The organism is Gilliamella sp. wkB195 (genome assembly GCF_001690445.1).
GTDB classification, from domain to species: domain Bacteria; phylum Pseudomonadota; class Gammaproteobacteria; order Enterobacterales; family Orbaceae; genus Gilliamella; species Gilliamella apicola_E.
Genome location: NZ_LZGP01000011.1, coordinates 349,602 through 369,935, shown reverse-complemented (window position 1 = coordinate 369,935; position 20,334 = coordinate 349,602). Strand labels below are relative to the sequence as shown.

The window sequence follows — 20,334 nt, the reverse complement described above, 5'->3', positions numbered from 1 at the left end:
ATATAAGGAATGATTACGGTGAGAAAGAATCTTAATTTAAGAGTTATCTCAGCATTTGTAATGGCTACATTAAGTTGGAATTATGCTTATGCTATTGATACTCAGCAATTGTCGAATGTGGTTGATAGCAATAAAATCATTGAATTAAAAAATGGTACTAAAGCTCGAGAAATGATTAATAATCAAAAACGTAGTTTGTACCAAATTGCATTATTAAGTAATATTTCAATTTCTGAATTACGTGCTATGAATGCAGGTCGTTTCGATAAAAAAGATATGGTTGAAGTCGATGAACGATTAGTTTTACCTGAAAATTCTCCTTTATTACCAGCAATAAATAAAAATAATAAGAAAGATAAATACTCAAATTTACCTTCGCTAGGCTCTGATGATAATTACGATGTAAATAAAGACAAAGATGCACTATCAAGCCAAATAGCTACCACCTTGCAAACACTTGCAACTCAAGATTGGAAAAGTATTACTTCAGCGGATAATGGTGGTATCTCAGGACATTTGAAAAACAAAGGTAAAGATTATGCTGAAAATTATGTCCGTAATGGTATTCATTCACAAGTAGTAGATCCTCTTCGTAGCGCTGCTCAAAATTTTTTAGGCCGTTTTGGTACTGCTCAATTACAATTTGATTTAAGCGATAAGGGTGAATTCAATAATATTAATGTTAAATTATTTAGCCCATTGATTGATACGGACAGCACGCTGATTTTTAGTCAGTTATCATTCCAAGAATACGAACATAATCGTCATATTGGTAACTTTGGTATTGGTCAACGTTGGGATGTTGCTGATAATACATGGCTATTAGGGTATAACGCCTTTCTTGATCATGATTTCCAACGTTCACACAATCGTTTAGGTCTAGGTGCTGAAGCTTGGACTGATTATATGAAGTTTGCTGCTAACTATTATCATCCATTATCTGACTGGAAAGATTCCAGAGACTTTGATGACTATTTAGAACGAGCAGCTAGAGGTTTTGACATTCGCTTTCAGGGCTATTTACCTCAATATCCTCATTTAGGCGGATCACTTATGTATGAACAATACTATGGTGATAAGGTCGCTTTATTTGGTAAGGATAATTTACAAAAAGATCCAAGAGCGATCACAGTCGGATTAGATTATACCCCAGTTCCTTTATTTACCGTTAAAGCTCAACATAAGCGCGGACAGGATAGTAAAAAAATCACATCTGCTGAATTAACAATGAATTATCGTATTGGTACACCGTTAAAAGATCAGTTAGACCCAGATATGGTTCAAGCGGCTCGTTCTTTAAAAGGCAGTCGATATGATCTAGTTGATCGTAATAACTATATTGTTCTTGAATATAAAGAAAAGAAAATGACTGTTGATTTAGGGTTAGATTCTCTTCAATTACTTGAAGGTACTACTCATGATCTAGTTATAGGTGTTCATAATGCCAAAGGTATATCAAGTTTAGCTTGGTCAGGCAATATGCAAGATATTGATAATGGTGGTGGTTTCTTATGTTCTGCTGTGGGAGTGTGTACTAGCTCTTCATGGTTAACACCTCCTGCTGATGTTAAGAATTGGAAGATTGTTGCACCTAGTTATGTAGACCGAAATGGGAACAGATTGCCAATTAGTACAAATGGCGTTTATAACCTAGCAGTAACGGTTACTGATAGCAAAGGAAAATCAGCAACATCTAATTCAGTTTCATTTGAAGTTCTACCTAATTTAAATATTCGTAAAGTAGGTGTTTGGGCGATTGATAGTTTAAGAAATCCAACAACGTCTGTACAAGCTGTAGCTGATGGTACGACTTCAGTAACACTATTAGCAAGTTTGGTTACCCCTGGAACGCCTACTGGAAGTGGAAACTTTGGGGATGGTTATGATGGTTTTAGTGACCAATCATTGATGTCTAAGGTAAGCAATACATTCAAATCCTCAGTGGTTGATTTGTGGACAGCAACCAGTAATGGTACAAAAGTCAATTTAATTGATGGTACTTCCGGTACTGTAAGAAGTTGTCCTACATCAGAACGTTGTGTCATTGTTAAATCTTTTGAAAAAGTTAAAATGGGCGATAACATTTCAGCAAATGCGTCTACCGCAGCGGGTACAACAGCTATTGGTGATACTTACACCATCGACGTTGCTTCAAACTTTGATGGAGCAGTTGATTTTTCTATCAAATTAGATGGTTATGGTCAGTCTTTCAACAAAGCTTCGGTTAATTTTGGTGGGGGTAGAGCTGGTTACATTAAAGTATATCGTAATGATGGGACTTTAGTTGCTAGACAAAATGGAAACGTACTTGATTTTGAACCCGGTATTACTGGATGGTATGTAGGTACTGAATATAATGTAAAAGCTTACGTTGATGATACTGAAACTGTGGAAATTACCAACCCATTTATTATATGGTCACTTGTTGGTTCAAATAACTTGGCATGTCCTGGAAGTGCAATGACAACATTACCAAGTTATGTTGATAATCCTAATGGTCCTTGGTTTAACGTAAGTATGGGACCGAATGCACCTTACACTATCAGAACAAACATGACTAGTTATGCAACAACAGGTACAAGCATTCCTGCTGTGGCTGGAGCTCCAGGGTATATAAATCTTAATCAGGTAACAGCATCACCAGTAGCATGTGCTGGAGATCAAGGATTTAAATTACAAGTTTCAGTTAATTAGAGAAAAATTTTAATCATCTTCGAATTATCGAAGGTGATTTAAAAGGCAACACCAATAAAAATGGTGTATTCATATAAATATAACATGTTAATTTATTAGAGAAAATAGGAAGTTAAACATGAAAAAATTAGCAATAAATAAAATTGCATTAAGCTTGTTTTTAGCTGGTTATGCTGCAAGTAGTGCTTATGCAATAACTCCTGCAACTACAACGAATGCGGTTCAAGGTAGTGCGCCTGTGATGTGGTCTCAAGCTGGAACAGCAGCTCATACTATGACCGTTCGTATCTCAAATAATGCTACTGGTACAACTGCTATTGGTAATGGTGAAAAAGCTAAAGTTGGTGATTACATCCACATTTTTTATAATTTAAAAGATGTAGATGGGGATCAAGATCCAGTAACTGCAAGGAAAGTAGCAGGTACATTAAAAGTTTGGATGAAATTGGATCGTGTTAATGGTGCTTGGCAAGAAGTAACAGATATCACTGGCACCGCTATAGCATATGAAACTAATGGTGAAGAAGGTCATATTTCTTTCCAAATTAGTAATTCAATGGCTGGGGCTGAACAAATTGGTTTCCAACTTCAAGAAAGGACAGAATTTGGTAGTCCAGACCATGGTAAATGGTTAAATGTTGCTGATATTTGGTCTAATACTAATAATCCTGGTACAGGTGATGATCGACCAAACGATCCAGGTACAGGCGACGAAGGTCCAGGTGATCCTGATCCAGATAACCCAGTTGGTCCTGTCGAACTTCCAGGGGCTACTGCTTTGGGTATCTTCAAGTATAAGGCTGACGGTTCTGTAGATTTAACAGTTAACCTTGCTACTACAGGAAATACCGATGCAGCTTCAACTCCAATGTATGGTGATAAATTGGCAGCTATTGTATGGATGAATAATTCAGGTGGTACTGTTTCGAATGCCCCTAATTTTACGGGATCTACTCCTGATATGAATAAATCTTCAGCATATAGCTATACATGGCATCTAGATGGTACTTATGAGGGAGATGCAGCTCCTGCTGCTGCAATTAGCTTTGGATTAGGTAGAGATAGTACTCATGGCTATGGAATGATTGAATTAGGAGATCGTTCTGCTACAGTTAAACATAACTTAAAATATTCAATGGGCACTAAAGCAGGTCTTCAAGGCTACAAACTTAAAGTTACTGCAAACTAATCATTATTTAATGAAACTATTTAAAACCACTCAACTGAGTGGTTTTTTTTATTTAATATTCCGTATGCACTTCTTATAATTAACTTGTTAAAATAACTTAATGTAAGTTAACTTAGCAAATATAATTATGATAATTCCTTGGCAATCTCTTGATTCAACTACATTAAACAATCTAATAGAATACTTTGTTTTACGTGAAGGGACTGATTATGGGGAGGAAGAAAAATCACTTGAAGATAAAGTGAATGATGTAAAACTTCATTTAATTAATGGTTCGGCTGTAATTTTTTGGTCTGAATTACATGAAACAGTAGATATTAAATTTATTAAGTAATGATTAAAATCATTTTAGTGAGTATATGATTTATTCTGTAACTTTGTTATAGTGTTACTGTAGTAATTTGAATAGAGAGGAAGGAATAATGATTGGTAAACAGCAATCAGATACAACATTGGAATGGTTTTTATCTCATTGCCATATTCATAAATATCCAGCTAAAAGTACCCTTATTCACCAAGGTGAAAAAGCCGAAACTCTCTATTATATTTTAAAAGGATCTGTAGCGGTATTGATTAAAGATGATGAAGGTAATGAAATGATTTTGTCGTATTTAAACCAAAATCAATTCTTAGGTGAATTAGGTCTTTTTGAAGAAGGCACAGAACGTAGTGCTTGGGTTAAAGCGAAAACAAGTTGTGAAGTGGCCGAAATATCATATAAAAAATTTAAACAGCTAGTGCAAGTTAACCCAGATATATTAATGCGGTTAGCTAGTCAAATGGCAAGCCGATTACAAGTTACATCAGAAAAAGTCAGTAATCTAGCTTTCTTGGATGTAGCCGGTCGAATTGCACAAACACTATTAAACTTAACTAAACAGCCTGATGCGATGACTCACCCAGATGGTATGCAAATAAAAATAACCCGCCAAGAGATTGGGCAAATTGTCGGCTGTTCACGTGAAACCGTTGGAAGAATTTTAAAAATGCTTGAAGATCAACACCTAATTTCAGCACATGGTAAAACGATAGTTGTTTATGGCACCCGTTGATTTATCGAAATTATCATTAATATGATAGATATATAACGAGATTATACATGACGCAATATATTCCCAATCATGTGGCGATTATTATGGATGGTAATGGTCGATGGGCTAAGCAAAGAAATCAGTTACGCGCTAAAGGCCATCGAGCTGGTTTAAAAGCGGTGCGTAAAATTGTCACATATGCAGCAAAATTAGATGTAAAAGTGCTAACTTTATATGCTTTTAGTAGTGAAAATTGGAAACGTCCAGCTAATGAAGTTACTGCTTTAATTTCACTGTTTATTTATGCGTTAAATCGCGAAATTAAAAATTTAAATAAAAATAATGTTCGATTAAATATCATTGGTGATATATCAAAATTTAATCAAAATCTTCAAAATCTTATTATTGATGCTCAGCTTTTAACAAAAAATAATACTGGCCTTACCTTAAATATTGCAGCTAATTATGGTGGCCGTTGGGATATTGTTGAATCAGCTAAAAAAATAGCTTCACAAGCTTTAGATGGTAAAATAACGCCACAGGATATCAATGAGGAATATTTTGGCTCGATTATTTGTATGAATGATTTACCTGAAGTTGATTTAGTTATTCGCACCGGTGGAGAATACCGAATTAGTAATTTTTTATTATGGCAATGTGCATACGCAGAATTGTATTTTACTGACACATTGTGGCCTGATTTTAATCAAGCATCATTTGATGAAGCGATAAATATTTTTAACACTAGAGAACGGCGTTTTGGTGGCGTTCTAAATGAGGACCTTTCATGCTAATCCAGCGTATTTTAACTGCCATCGTACTTATTCCCCTTGTTATTATTGCACTATTTTTTGCACCTTTATCGATATTTTCTTATTTAATCATCGCTGTTTGTGCATTAGCGGCATGGGAATGGCGTAATTTTTTAGCAAAAAAAAACGAGAAAACAGTTCTTTTGTTTTTTATTGTTTTTTCAATAGTTTTGCTTTACTTCATACCCATTGAGTCAACACTAAAAAGTCAGTTATTTGCTTTAATAATTTGCTTATCAGTTATTTGGTGGTTAGCCGCTTTGTTATTAGTTGTAGGTTATCCTAACTCAGCAAAATACTGGTCTAAATCACCATTAATTAAGCTGTTGTTTGCTTTTTTTACCTTAGTCCCTTTTTTTATAGGAATGCTTGAATTACGGACTATTAATTACAGTGTTAATAGTTATACTGGGGCTATTTGGTTGCTCTATGTATTTGTGTTAGTATGGGCAACCGATACAGGTGCTTATTTTGCTGGGAGAGCGATTGGTAAACGGAAATTGGCTGTTAAAGTCTCACCAGGAAAGACGATAGAAGGTTTTATCGGTGGTGTCAGTTTAGCAACTTTAGTTTGTGTGATCGCTTACTTAACTGGTTATTTTAATATTAATTTTACTCAATTTTTATTTAGCTCCCTATTGGCTATTTTGGCTTCGGTATTAGGTGACCTGACTGAAAGCATGTTTAAGCGTGAAGCAGGAATTAAAGATAGTGGAAATATTATCCCAGGACATGGTGGTATTTTGGATCGTATTGATAGTTTAACCGCGGCAGTTCCTGTATTTACTGTATTATCTTTACATTTATTCTAAAGGGTTACTGATTTTGCTTTGGTCACTGTTGTTATTTATTATTACTATCAGTATATTAGTTACAGTTCATGAGTTTGGGCATTTTTTTGTTGCTCGGCTATGTAAAGTACATGTAGAGTGTTTTTCAATCGGGTTTGGAAAAAAAATATGGTCGCATAGATTTTCAAATGGAACTGAATTAGTTATCGCTATGATTCCACTTGGCGGATATGTTAGAATGCTTGATAGCAGAACGAGTGAATTATCCCCCAATTTAGAAAAACACGCTTTTGATAAAAAAAGTATTTTGCAACGGGCTGCAATTATTTTTGCAGGGCCATTTGCTAATTTTGTTTTAGCTTTAATTATTTATTGGGTTATTTTTTTGACGGGTGTGGTTGATTATCCTGTTAAAATAAAAAGTATTATACCTTCAACACCAGCTGCATCTATCAATATGCCAGCAGATGCAGAGTTAAGAATGATTGATAATACTAAAATAGGCACTTGGAATGATGTAAATGCAGCATTGATTTCTGCTTTAGGTAAAAGCAATATTAAGGTTACCTATAGTACTGATATTGATCAACAAGAAGTTAGTCGAGATGTTAATATTAGTAATTGGTATTTTGATATTGAAAAGGAATCTTCAATCGCAGCATTTGGATTTATACCTAAACAATTGGAAATTTATCCAATTGTGAGTAAAATTGTACCCGATTCAGCAGCGGCTCAAGCTGGTTTAAAAGTAGGTGATAAAATACTTAGTTATAATGATCACCTTTATCAAAATTGGAATGATTTTACTGATACTATAAAAAAGGCTGGAATTTTAAAACTGAAGGTAAGTAGGAACAACAAAGACATCGATCTTATACTTGAGCCAACAAGAAATAGAAATGGAGAAGGTGTTGCAGGTTTCTATCCGACATCTGATGCAGTAATTAAACAATATGATTTTTTTAATGGATTTGATAAAGCGATGAAACAAACAATGTTAACAACCAAGTTAACGGTTCGTTCTCTTTATCAATTAGTAACAGGAGTGATTGGTCTAAAACATTTATCAGGACCAATTACAATAGCAAAAAGCGCAGGGCAAACAGCAAGTTATGGATTTACTCCTTACTTATATTTTCTAGCCTTTATTAGTATAAGTTTAGGAGTTATCAATCTTGTTCCATTACCTATGTTAGATGGCGGGCAGTTGCTTTTTTTATTTTTTGAGAAAATAAAAGGAAATGCCTTATCAAATAAAGCACAAGAGCGTTTTTTTCGTATCGGATTTGTTTTATTAATGGTAATAATGGGAATTGCACTATTTAATGATATTTTACGATTGTAATGGGATGAGGTTATAAATATATACGATGAAAATAAATAAATTACTTATAGCATCTTTGCTGTTTAGTAGCACAGCAGTATATAGTTCCAATGCATTTTGTGTTGATGATTTTGTGGTTAGGGACATCAAGTTTGAAGGTTTGCAACGAGTTACAATCGGTGCTGCGATGCTTGAAATGCCTGTTCAAGTCGGTGACTATGTAAATGAATCTGATTTAGGTCGCATTATCAAATCACTTTACGCCAGCGGTAATTTTGATGATATTACTGTTTCTCGTGATGGCGATAGATTAATTATCCATGTCCAAGAACGCCCAACTATAGCAAGTATTACCTTTTCTGGTAACAAATCTGTCAAAGACGACATGTTGAAAAAGAATTTAGATAGTACCGGTATTCGTGAAGGCGATGCATTAGATCGTACAATGCTTTCAGGAATCGAGAAAGGTCTAGAAGATTTTTACTATAGTGTTGGTAAATATAATGCTCAAATCAAAGCCGTCGTAACACCACTATCCCGAAATCGCGTTGATTTAAAATTAGTTATTGCTGAAGGTAAATCTGCTTTAATAGATCAAATCAATATCGTGGGTGCAAAAGCTTTTTCATCTGAAGAGCTTATTTCACGTTTTTCATTACGTGATGATGTGCCTTGGTGGAATATGCTTGGTGATCGCAAATATCAAAAGCAAAAATTGGCATCGGACTTAGATGAGTTGCAAAGTTTTTACTTAAATCGAGGTTATGCTCGATTTAATATTGAGTCTACACAAGTTAGCTTAACGCCAGATAAAAAAGGGATTTATGTTACTATTAATATTCATGAAGGTGAACAATATAAGTTAGCCGATTTTGATTTTAAAGGTAACTTTGCTGGGCATGAAGAGGCAATACAAAAATTAGCCAAAGAAAAGCTTACTGTAGGTGAACTTTATAATGGTAAAAAAATAACTGATATTGAGGATAATATTAAGCGATTGCTGGCTAATTTTGGCTATGCTTATCCTCAAGTAGCTATTCAGCCTGAAATGGATGACTCATCACATACTGTTAAATTGGTAGTATTAGTTGATGTAGGGCAACGTTTTTACGTACGCAATATTAAAATTGTCGGCAATACAATTACAAGTGAAAGTGTGGTTCGTCGTGAGCTTCGTCAAATGGAAGGCTCATGGTTGAGTAATGGTTTGGTTGAACTAGGTAAAGAACGTCTAAATCGATTAGGGTTCTTTGAAAGCGTTGAAGCGAATACTGAACGAGTTCCTGGCATTGATGATCAAGTTGATATTATTTATAAAGTAGCTGAACGTAATACGGGTAGTATTAAATTTGGCGTGGGTATTGGCTCAGACAGTGGTATAAGTTTTAATGCCGGAATTTCTCAAGATAACTGGTTAGGAACGGGGAATAGCGTTTCATTTGATATTAATACAACCAGTAGTGATAAAAGTGCATCTGTTTCGATTGTTAATCCTTATTTTACTGTTGATGGTGTTAGTTTAGGTGGTAGCGTTTACTACAATACTTATAAAACTGATAGTGATGATGATGAATCTGAGTATTCAAGTAAAACTTGGGGGGCTAATTTAGACCTCGGCTTCCCGATTAGTGAAAATAACTTTGTTCGTTTTGGCACAGAATACGCTAATCATAAATTAACTGATATGAAACCTCAGTATAATATGTGGCGCTATTTTGAATCAATGGGTGAAAATATGACAAATAAAGATAAGTCTTATTCATATGACACCAATGATTTGTTATTGAACGCCTATTGGACATATAACTCGTTAAATCGCGGCTATTTCCCAACAGATGGGTTAAAACTTACCGCTAGTTTGAAAGCGACAGCGCCAGTATTTGACAATAGATTCTATAAAATGGTTAGTGATGCTTCTTATTATTATCCAATTGATAACGACCATAAATGGGTATTTTTAGCTCGTGGACGATTAGGTTATGGTGGTGGATTTGGCGGAAAAGAATTACCATTCTATGAGAATTTCTATGCAGGTGGCTCAACTGTATTGCGTGGCTTTAAAACAAATACTGTCGGCCCTAAAGCAGTATACTTTAATACACCCGGATGTAAAACCTTAGGTGATACAGCTCAATGTACTAGTTCTAAAGATGCAATAGGTGGTAATGCGTTAGCATTCGGAAGTACGGAGCTAATAGTCCCCACACCATTTGCAAGTGAAAAGTATGCAGATAGTATTAGAACATCAGTATTTTTTGATGCAGGAACGGTTTGGGATACCGAATGGGATCTAAAAGGCAAAAATATTCCAGATTATAGTTCCCCATCTGATATTAGAATGTCTGCTGGTCTTGCTGTTCAATGGATGTCGCCATTAGGGCCACTGGTATTTTCTTATGCACAGCCGTTAAAGAAATATAAGGGTGATTCAGCTCAGCAGTTCCAATTTAATATAGGTTCAACATGGTAATGCCATGTTGTTAATAACTAAAATACACATAGGTGAATAAAGTGAAAAAAATTATATCTGTTATTGGCATCAGTATTGCTCTACTTTTTACAGGCTTTGCAAACGCTGAAACTAAAATTGGTGTTATCGATATTAAATCCGTAATGGATCGTATGCCAGAACGAGAAGCGATCGGTAAAGAATTGAACCAAAAATTTGAAGCAAGAGCAAAAGCATTAGAAAAAGAAGAAAAAATTGCTGATGCAGCTGCTGCACGTTTAAAGAAAGAAGGACTAACTTTGTCATCTTCTGAAAAAACTAAGTTAAATAAAACTATTGCAGATTTTCAGAATAAAGCCACAGCTTTCGCAAATGAATATCGTGAAAGCGAAACAAAAGAAGCTGGTAAATTACTAACTAAAATTCAAGAAGCAGTCAAAACCATCGTTGCTGAAGAAAAATATGATCTTATTTTAAGAGTCGATACGGTTTTATATGCTTCAGACGCTGTTGATATTACTGACAAAGTTTTGGAGAAGGTTAAAAAATAATGTTTGCTTTTCGTTTAGAGCAATTAGCTGACAAACTTGATGCTACATTACATGGTGATGGTGAATTAACTATCACCGGTATAGCATCAATGAAAAGTGCCACAAAAGGTCAAATCACTTTTTTGTCGGATAAAAAATTCCAAAACAATTTATTAACTTGTAACGCTTCAGCAGTTGTTATGACAGAAGATAGCCTTAAATATTGGAATGGGGCTGCTTTGATTGTTAAAGATCCTTATCTTACTTATGCAAAATTAGCACAACTTTTAGATACGACACCGTTACCAGCTAAAGGAATCGCGCAATCTGCGGTAATTGATTCTACTGCTAAGCTTGGACAAAATGTCTCAATTGGTCCAAATGCTGTTATAGAAAGTGGTGTAAATCTTGGTGATAACTGTTGTATTGGTGCTGGCTGTTTTATTGGGAAAGATACTCAAATCGGTGCAGGCACAAAAATATGGTCTAATGTATCTATCTACCATAACTGTATTATTGGTGAAAACTGTTTGATCCAATCAGGAACAGTAATAGGTGCAGATGGATTTGGTTATGCAAATGATAAAGGTAAATGGATAAAAATCCCTCAGCTTGGCCGGGTAGTAATTGGTAATAACGTTGAAATTGGCTCATCAACAACAATCGATCGTGGTGCTTTAGATGATACTGTCATCGGTAATGGCGTCATTATTGATAATCAATGTCAAATTGCGCACAACGATGTTATTGGTGATCATACTGCTGTTGCTGGTGGTGTTATTATGGCTGGTAGTTTAAAGATTGGACGCCATTGCCTAATTGGTGGTGCGAGTGTTATTAACGGCCATATGGAAATTTGTGATCAAGTAACTGTGACTGGAATGGGTATGGTTATGAGACCAATTACTGAGCCGGGTGTATATTCATCGGGTATTCCATTACAACAAAATAAAGTATGGCGTAAAACAGCTTCATTAGTTTTACATATTGATGAAATGAATAAACGTTTGAAAGCACTTGAGAAGAAGCTATTAAATGTCTCGACGTAGACGATTACGGTCGGTATAATGCTTCCCTATTTTATAAATTTAATTAGCTCAATTAATCAATTTATAATTATGAGCAAATATATTCAATAATTCCGAGGTATAAAGATGCAAGTTTCGGTAGAAACAACAGAAGGTTTAGGCCGTCGTTTATCAATTACAATTAAATCAGAAGATATTACCAAAGCAGTTGATAAAGAACTTATCAATACAGCAAAGAAAGTTCGTATTGATGGTTTCCGTAAAGGAAAAGTACCTTTAAAAATTGTTGAACAACGCTATGGTGCTTCTATTTTACAAGACGCTTTAAGTGATTTGATGCAACGTAATTTCATCGATGCAATTATCCAAGAAAAATTAAATCCAGCTGGTGCGCCAACATATATTCCAACTGAATATAAAAATGGTGAAGATTATACTTTCACTGTTGAATTTGAAGTTTATCCTGAAATTAAAATCAAAGATTTAGAGAAAATTGAAGTTGAAAAACCAGTAGCTGAAGTTGTTGATGCTGATGTGGAAACAATGATTGAAACCTTACGCAAACAACAAGGTACTTGGAAAGCAGTTAAAAAGACAGCAAAAGAACAAAATCGTGTCACACTTGACTTTTTAGGTAAAGTCGATGGCGCTGAATTTGAAGGCGGTAAAGCTGATGATTTTGCACTTGTATTAGGACAAGGTCGAATGATCCCTGGTTTTGAAGATGCAATCATCGGTCACAAAGCTGGAGATGAATTTGATATTAATGTTACATTCCCAGAAGATTATCATGCTGAGAATTTAAAAGGTAAACCAGCAGTATTTTCAGCTTCACTTAAAAAAGTTGAAGAGCTTGAGTTACCAGAACTAACTGAAGAAGTAGTGAAAAGATTTGGTATTGCAGATGGCACAGTTGAAAGTTTACGAGCAGAAGTACGTAAAAATATGCAACGTGAACTTAATGCAACAATTCGCAATAAAATCAAAACACAAGTCATTGATGGTTTAGTAAAAAATAATGATATTGAAGTTCCATCTGCTTTAATTGATCGCGAAATTGATGTCTTACGTCAACAAGCGTTAACTCGTTTTGGTGGTAATGTTAAACAATCAATGGATTTACCTAAAGAGTTATTCGAAGCAGAAGCAAAACGCCGTGTGTTAGTAGGACTACTATTTAGCGAAATTATTGAAAGTAACAAGTTAAAGGCTGACGAAGCAAAAGTACAATCTTTAATTGATGAAATAGCGACTGCTTATGAAGATCCTAAAGAAGTGGTTGATTATTATCGTAAAGATAAGAAAGCAATGGATAATATCCGTTCTGTTGCACTAGAAGATCAAGTAGTTGATTTATTATTAGCTAGCGCAAAAATAACAGATAAGACTTGTTCATTCTCAGAATTAATGAATCAACAAGTTGCTTAATAAGCAGCTTGTCACTTTAATTAATTAAAATTCATCATAAGCCCAAATAAGGATCAATTGTTTGGGCTATTTTGTTTAATTAGGAGATGAAAATGCCTTTAGAACCATACATGAGTGTGATTCCAATGGTTGTTGAGCAAAGTTCTCGTGGCGAGAGAGCTTATGATATTTACTCACGATTATTAAAAGAAAGAATTATATTTTTAACTGGGCAAGTTGAAGACAATATGGCAAATTTGATTATTGCTCAGATGCTTTTTCTTGAAGCTGAAAATCCTGAAAAAGATATCCATTTATATATCAATTCTCCTGGTGGCGTAGTGACTGCTGGTATGGCTATTTATGACACGATGCAATTTATTCGACCAGATGTTAGTACTATTTGTCTTGGACAAGCGTGTTCAATGGGCTCATTACTTTTAACTGCTGGTACTAAAGGTAAACGTTTTTGCCTGCCTAATGCACGCGTCATGATCCATCAACCATTAGGTGGTTTTCAAGGACAAGCGTCAGATATTCAAATTCATGCTCAAGAAATATTACAGGTTAAAAGCCGATTAAATAATATTTTATCAATGCATACTGGTCAGGATATTAGTGTAATTGAAAAAGATACAGATCGTGATAACTTTATGTCAGCAGAAAAAGCAGTTGAATATGGATTAGTTGACGCCATATACAGTAAACGCTCTTAATAATAAATAGGTAAAGAAAGTGGATAAAGAAAACTCAGAAAAATTACTCTATTGTACTTTTTGTGGCAAAAGTGAACATGAAGTCCGTAAGCTAATTGCTGGGCCATCATCTATTTATATTTGTAATGAATGTATTGGACTATGTAATGATATTCTAAAAGAAGAAACGAAAAGTTTTCTTTCACATGAAGAATTTATTAGTAAACCATTACCGACACCGCATGAAATACGAGCTCACCTTGATGAATATGTTATTGGTCAGGAGCGGGCTAAAAAAGTATTATCAGTTGCAGTTTATAATCATTATAAACGTTTACGTAGCTATTCTAACCGTAGTGATGTTGAATTAGGTAAAAGTAATATTTTATTAATTGGTCCTACGGGTAGTGGTAAAACATTATTAGCTGAAACATTAGCGCGTTTTCTTGATGTCCCTTTTGCCATGGCTGATGCAACTACATTGACTGAGGCTGGATATGTTGGTGAAGATGTAGAAAATATTATTCAGAAATTATTACAAAGTTGTGATTATGATGTAGAAAAAGCGCAACGAGGGATTATTTATGTTGATGAAATTGATAAGATTTCTAGAAAATCAGATAATCCATCTATCACGCGAGATGTTTCTGGTGAAGGAGTTCAGCAGGCCTTATTAAAGATTATTGAAGGTACTGTTGCATCTGTTCCTCCTAAAGGCGGACGTAAGCATCCTCAACAAGAGTTTTTACAAGTTGATACTTCTAAAATCCTCTTTATTTGTGGAGGCGCATTTAGTGGATTAGATAAAGTTATTGAAAATAGGGTGTCAACCAATACAGGTATTGGTTTCGGTGCTGATGTAAAAAGCACTAAAAATAAAGCGACAGAATCTGAGTTATTAGCTCAAATTGAGGCTGAAGATTTGGTCAAATTTGGTCTTATACCTGAATTTATTGGTAGATTACCTGTTATTGGAACGTTATCAGAGCTAGATAAAGATGCTTTAGTTAATATCCTAACTGAACCCAAAAATGCTTTGACCAAGCAGTTTAATGCGTTATTAGAATTGGATGGTGTAGAACTGGAATTTACTAAAGAAGCTTTAGATGCCATTGCAATTAAAGCGATGAAACGTAAAACAGGTGCTCGAGGATTACGTTCAATTGTCGAAAATATACTGTTAGATACAATGTATGATTTACCATCAATGCAAAACGTCAAAAAAGTACTTATTGAGAAAGATACGGTAAATCATTTGCAATCACCTAAATTGATTTTTCGTGAAGATACAGAACTATCTGCATAATAGATAAGCAATTATCCTATTCAAATTGGTAAGTAGCATTTATGTAAAAAATGAAATACGTATGTACATTTATTGTACTACGTATTTAAAACAGGATAAGCTTGAATATCTTAAAATCACCCCAATATAAGACAGATAAGTTTGTACTACCGAGAGAATAAAATGAAGACAAAACAAACTAAACAAATGATTATGCCTATTTTACCATTGCGTGATGTTGTTGTATTTCCACATATGGTAATTCCTCTCTTCGTTGGTCGTAATAAATCAATCCGTTGTTTGGAAAGTGCAATGGAGATGGATAAACAAGTTTTTCTTGTAACACAAAAATATCCTTCACAAGATGAACCTGATGTAGAGGATTTGTATGAAGTTGGTACTATAGCCAATGTTTTACAATTACTTCAATTACCTGACGGTACAGTTAAAGTTCTGGTTGAGGGTGTCGCGCGAGCTAAAATTGTTGATATTATTGAGCGAAAAGAAGAAGATTTTTTAATCGCAAATATTAAGCCACTAAAAGAACCTAAAAAAGCAGATAGTATTAGTCAAGCGATGATAAGAGTCTTATTATCAAATTTTGATGATTATGCGAAACTTAATAAAAAAGTCACTCAAGAGGTTGTTGATTCTATTCATTTAATTAAAGAATCATCTCAATTGGCAGATTCCATAGCTGCTACCTTATATATAAAAGTTGAACAAAAACAAGAGATTTTAGTTACTGCTGATTTAGAAAAACGTTTCGAGTTGCTTATTTCATTAATGGAATCAGAAATTGACTTGTTGCAAGTTGAAAAAAACATCCGTCAACGCGTCAAACAACAAATGGAAAAAGCGCAAAAGGAATATTATCTAAATGAACAGATCAAAGCTATTCATAAAGAGCTAGGTGATATAGATAATAAACCTGATGAATTTGAAGAGCTAAACTCAAAAATTACTAAAGCAAAAATGCCAAAAGAGGCAAAGGAAAAAACACTATCTGAGCTTAATAAGCTTAAGATGATGCCCGCTATGTCTGCCGAAGCAACTGTTGTTCGCGGATATATTGATTGGATGTTACAAGTTCCTTGGAATAAACGCAGTAAAGTAAAAAAAGATATCAATTCTGCACAAAAAGTTTTAGATAAAGATCATTATGGGTTGGATCGCGTAAAAGACCGAATTTTAGAGTATTTGGCCGTACAAAGTCGAGTAAATAAAGTTAAAGGCCCAATTTTATGCTTAGTCGGGCCGCCAGGTGTTGGTAAAACATCATTAGGTCAATCTATTGCTAAAGCTACGGGAAGACAATATGTTCGTATGGCTTTAGGTGGTGTGCGTGATGAAGCCGAAATACGAGGACACCGAAGAACCTACATTGGTTCAATGCCAGGTAAATTAATTCAGCGTATGGTAAAGGTTGGTGTAAAAAACCCGCTATTTTTATTAGATGAAATTGACAAGATGGCTTCTGATATGCGTGGTGATCCTGCATCGGCATTATTGGAAGTTCTGGATCCTGAACAAAATAATGCATTTAATGACCATTATTTAGAAGTGGATTATGATTTATCTGATGTAATGTTTGTTGCGACAGCTAATTCAATGAATATTCCAGCACCACTACTTGATAGAATGGAAGTTATTCGGCTATCTGGTTATACCGAAGACGAAAAATTGAACATTGCTAAACAACATTTAATCGCTAAACAGATTGCTAATAATGGCCTAAAAGCAAATGAAATTGATATTGATGATTCAGCTGTAATTGGCATTATTCGCTATTACACTCGTGAAGCTGGTGTCCGAAGCTTAGAAAGAGAAATTGCTAAAATTTGCCGTAAGGTTGTTAAACAATTGGCTTTAAACAAGCGTTTACGTAAAGTAAGTGTAACTCAAACTAACTTAAAAGATTACTTGGGTGTACAGCGTTTTGATTATGGTAAATCCGAAAGTGAAAACCGGATCGGTCAAGTGAATGGTCTAGCATGGACAGAAGTTGGTGGTGATTTGCTAACCATTGAATCAATGAGTGTTGTTGGTAAAGGAAAATTAACTTATACCGGCTCACTTGGTGACGTTATGCAAGAATCCATTCAAACAGCACTTACGGTTGTTCGTTCGCGCGCTGAAAAATTGGGCATTAATAGCGATTTTTATGAAAAGCGTGATATACATGTGCATGTTCCTGATGGTGCTACACCGAAAGATGGTCCAAGTGCAGGCATTGCAATGTGTACTTCATTAGTATCTACTTTAACGGGTAACCCTGTTCGTGCTGATGTTGCCATGACAGGTGAAATTACTCTACGAGGTGAAGTATTACCAATTGGTGGATTAAAAGAGAAATTATTGGCTGCTCACCGAGGTGGTATAAAAACAGCTATAATTCCTATTGATAATGTTAAAGATCTCGAAGAAATTCCAGCAAATGTTAAAGCTGAAATTGATATAAAACCTGTTAAATGGATAGATGACGTATTGACGATTGCATTGCAAAATAATCCATTTGGTATTGAGCCAGTTAAGGAAAAAGTTCAAATAAAGTCACCAGTTAAAAAATCTGTTAAAAAAATTAAAAATACAGCAAATATTTCAACTCGATTGAACTAAAATAAAAAAATCAAAAAGCCAACCTTATGTTGGCTTTTTTTTGACTTTTAATTAGATAATAGCCAATTTTGGCAAATATGATATACTTGCGAAATTAAAATTCAGGTATATGGAGAATGACAAGCTATGATGGAAAAAATTAGAACAGCTGCAAACAGTCTTGTTGTTAAAATAATCTTTGCTATTATTATTTTATGTTTTATTTTTACTGGTGTTGGATTCTTAGGCTTTGGTGGCAGTAGTAGAAATGTAAATGATGAGCAATTATATATTGCTAAAGTTGATGGAGAAGGTATCGGTCGAGCTCAATTTGAGACTCAAGTAAAACAACAATTAAATAATATCAAGGGTGGTGATGCTTCGTTTATTAAAATGGTCCGACGAAGTGTTTTAGCTCAGCAAATAGATAACTATTTAGCTTATCAATTTTCACAAAAAATTCATGCAGCAATTAGTAATGAACGGGTAAAAAATTTCATTAAAAAGCAAAAAGTATTTTTTGTAAATGGTAAATTTGATAATCAAAATTATTTAAATCTACTTGCTGAAAACGGTTTTACTCCTGATAGTTATGCTGAAATATTAAAAACATCATTACAACAAGAACAAGTTATTGATGCATTAGTAAAAACTAGTTTTGTTTTACCTTCTGATTCTGAAATCAACTTGTTACAAAATCAAACTAGAAAAATTTATGCGGCTAAAGTTGACTCATCTATAGATGATATGAAAGATGTTAATATCACTGAAGAAGATGAAAGAAAGTATTATGATGAACATCAAAATGAATTTTTAAAGAAAGATCGAGTAAAATTAAAATATATCTATAATTCAAAAGATGACATCGCTAAAACCATTAAGGTAACTGATGATGATATCAAAAAAGAATATGAACAAAATTTAAAAAAATATTCTTATCCAGCAAAAAAAGAGTTTAGTGCTATTTTTGTTACAGACAAAGAGCAAGCAGACAAGATCGTTAAAGAGTTATCTTCAGGCGCAAATTTTCAAAATATAGCTGAAAGTCTAAATCAAAATAATAATAATATTTCAGCTTATGGTAAAAATGGTTCTTTAGGTTGGTTTGTTGATGATGATTCTCTGCCTGAGTTCTTTAAAAAAGCAAACTTGAAAAAAGTTAACCAAATTTCAAAACCAATTCCTACTGATGATGGCTTTATCATAATTAAACTTGATGGTCTGGTACCATCAAAGACTATGGATTTTGATTATGCTTCAATTTTAATTTACGAGAATTTATACAAACAAAAATTACAAAATGAATTTAATGCTATTGAAGATAAAATGAAAAATGCCTTATCTCAATCGCCTAAATCTATTGAAGAGTTATCTGAAAAAACAGGTCTTCCAGTTCAAACAACTGATTGGACAAGTTATAAAGAGATATCTACAATCATGATTCATCCTGAAATTAGTGATTTAGTCTTTAGCGAAGAAATGATCGCTAATGGACAATCGACTCTTAATATATCAGACTTAATTCCTGTTGAAAGATCTAATGGTAGTTATGATTTTATTGTTCAAGTTACTGACTATCGCCCCGAAGGGGTAGCTCCTTTTGATGAGGTTAAAGAAGACATTAATAGAAAACTATCTAAAGACATCTCTGAGAATCGTTTTAAAGCTAATGTTGAAAATCTTTTAAATGAGTTAAATACTACTGGAAAATCAGATAAAATAAGCTTTAGTAATAAATATGTTTTACATAGAGATTCGACAGATTTAGACAAAAAAGTCGTAGATATGGTCTTTAATTTAGAACCATCAATTTCCGGGCGAAAATCTAATCGTTTTAATGCGGAATTTTTAGAGGATAATACCGCTTATATTGTCGTCATAACTGATGTTGATACGCCTAAAGAATATCAAGATATTTCTGCCGAATTATTACCATTATCTATAGCTGATACTCATTATTACTTTGCTGATGATATTCGTTCTAAAGCGAAGATTGAAATCATGCCTGATGCAAATTTGTGATAAAGATCGAAAAATTTTGGTGATAAATCAAAAAAAGAGAAGCCACTTTGGTGGCTTTTCACATTTTTATGAATATTAAAATTTAGAAAATTAATTCCATGAGATAGTTATGAAGCAAATTTAGTTGCATAATTATTTTGGAGTTAATTTACATGAGAATTTTTACACTATTATGCCTTTTATTTTCATCTTTACTTTTTTCAACAGTGAGTTTTGCTGATTCGAAAACAGAAGTCACTAAAAAAGAAGAGCAAATTGTACAAGTCAATATTAATACGGCAACAGCTGAAGAGCTAAGTAAAGTATTAACGGGTATTGGGATGAGTAAGGCTAAGAAAATTATTGAGTATCGAGAAAAATTTGGTCCTTTTGTTTCTATAGAACAATTAAAGGAAGTTTCTGGTATTGGTCAAGCAACGCTGGATAAAAATATAGGAAAAATCACTTTATAAATATTCTACCTTCCAACAGATAATCTA

At 34.0% G+C, this 20,334-nt stretch carries 16 protein-coding genes; all 16 read left to right on the top strand.

The window, feature by feature from the left end; all coding sequences use genetic code 11:
- The first annotated feature begins 18 nt into the window (after positions 1–18).
- Positions 19–2,694 carry an inverse autotransporter beta domain-containing protein gene (locus tag A9G08_RS03770; RefSeq protein WP_065562394.1) on the top strand — a complete coding sequence of 892 codons (2,676 nt, stop codon included), beginning with the start codon at positions 19–21 and terminating at the stop codon, positions 2,692–2,694.
- Between the two features lie 118 nt (positions 2,695–2,812).
- Positions 2,813–3,883, top strand: a complete 1,071-nt coding sequence (locus tag A9G08_RS03765) for a hypothetical protein (protein WP_065562393.1) — start codon at positions 2,813–2,815, stop codon at positions 3,881–3,883.
- A 127-nt stretch (positions 3,884–4,010) separates the two neighbouring features.
- Positions 4,011–4,217, top strand: a complete 207-nt coding sequence (locus A9G08_RS03760) for a YheU family protein (RefSeq protein WP_065562392.1) — start codon at positions 4,011–4,013, stop codon at positions 4,215–4,217.
- Positions 4,218–4,302: 85 nt separating this feature from the next.
- Positions 4,303–4,935 (top strand): cAMP-activated global transcriptional regulator CRP, encoded by a 633-nt coding sequence (gene crp / locus A9G08_RS03755; protein ID WP_034903327.1) that lies wholly within the window; start codon positions 4,303–4,305, stop codon positions 4,933–4,935.
- A 47-nt stretch (positions 4,936–4,982) separates the two neighbouring features.
- The gene (locus A9G08_RS03750; RefSeq protein ID WP_065562391.1) at positions 4,983–5,708 is read left to right on the top strand and encodes an isoprenyl transferase; all 726 of its coding nucleotides are present in this window, start codon (positions 4,983–4,985) and stop codon (positions 5,706–5,708) included.
- Complete coding sequence (locus A9G08_RS03745; protein ID WP_065562390.1) at positions 5,702–6,538, top strand: phosphatidate cytidylyltransferase; 837 nt, start codon at positions 5,702–5,704, stop codon at positions 6,536–6,538. The genes A9G08_RS03750 and A9G08_RS03745 overlap by 7 nt, the downstream gene beginning before the upstream one ends.
- Before the next feature lie 13 nt (positions 6,539–6,551).
- Positions 6,552–7,862, top strand: a complete 1,311-nt coding sequence (gene rseP / locus A9G08_RS03740; RefSeq protein WP_176701512.1) for an RIP metalloprotease RseP — start codon at positions 6,552–6,554, stop codon at positions 7,860–7,862.
- Between the two features lie 25 nt (positions 7,863–7,887).
- On the top strand, positions 7,888–10,311 hold the full coding sequence (gene bamA, locus A9G08_RS03735) for an outer membrane protein assembly factor BamA (RefSeq protein WP_065562388.1): 2,424 nt from the start codon (positions 7,888–7,890) through the stop codon (positions 10,309–10,311).
- 41 nt (positions 10,312–10,352) lie between these two features.
- On the top strand, positions 10,353–10,841 hold the full coding sequence (locus A9G08_RS03730; RefSeq protein WP_065562387.1) for an OmpH family outer membrane protein: 489 nt from the start codon (positions 10,353–10,355) through the stop codon (positions 10,839–10,841).
- Positions 10,841–11,869 carry a UDP-3-O-(3-hydroxymyristoyl)glucosamine N-acyltransferase gene (gene lpxD, locus A9G08_RS03725; RefSeq protein ID WP_065562386.1) on the top strand — a complete coding sequence of 343 codons (1,029 nt, stop codon included), beginning with the start codon at positions 10,841–10,843 and terminating at the stop codon, positions 11,867–11,869. The genes A9G08_RS03730 and lpxD overlap by 1 nt, the downstream gene beginning before the upstream one ends.
- 105 nt (positions 11,870–11,974) lie before the next feature.
- Complete coding sequence (gene tig / locus A9G08_RS03720; protein ID WP_065562385.1) at positions 11,975–13,276, top strand: trigger factor; 1,302 nt, start codon at positions 11,975–11,977, stop codon at positions 13,274–13,276.
- Positions 13,277–13,368: 92 nt separating this feature from the next.
- Positions 13,369–13,971 carry an ATP-dependent Clp endopeptidase proteolytic subunit ClpP gene (gene clpP, locus A9G08_RS03715; RefSeq protein WP_304363924.1) on the top strand — a complete coding sequence of 201 codons (603 nt, stop codon included), beginning with the start codon at positions 13,369–13,371 and terminating at the stop codon, positions 13,969–13,971.
- Positions 13,972–13,990: 19 nt separating this feature from the next.
- A complete protein-coding gene (gene clpX / locus A9G08_RS03710; protein ID WP_065562383.1) occupies positions 13,991–15,256 on the top strand; it encodes an ATP-dependent protease ATP-binding subunit ClpX in 1,266 nt (421 codons plus the stop codon).
- Between the two features lie 162 nt (positions 15,257–15,418).
- On the top strand, positions 15,419–17,854 hold the full coding sequence (gene lon / locus A9G08_RS03705; protein ID WP_065562382.1) for an endopeptidase La: 2,436 nt from the start codon (positions 15,419–15,421) through the stop codon (positions 17,852–17,854).
- Positions 17,855–17,980: 126 nt separating this feature from the next.
- Positions 17,981–19,855 (top strand): SurA N-terminal domain-containing protein, encoded by a 1,875-nt coding sequence (locus tag A9G08_RS03700; protein ID WP_065562381.1) that lies wholly within the window; start codon positions 17,981–17,983, stop codon positions 19,853–19,855.
- Positions 19,856–20,007: 152 nt separating this feature from the next.
- Entirely contained in the window at positions 20,008–20,307 is a 300-nt protein-coding gene (locus A9G08_RS03695; RefSeq protein WP_065562380.1) for a ComEA family DNA-binding protein, read from the top strand.
- Positions 20,308–20,334: the final 27 nt, after the last annotated feature.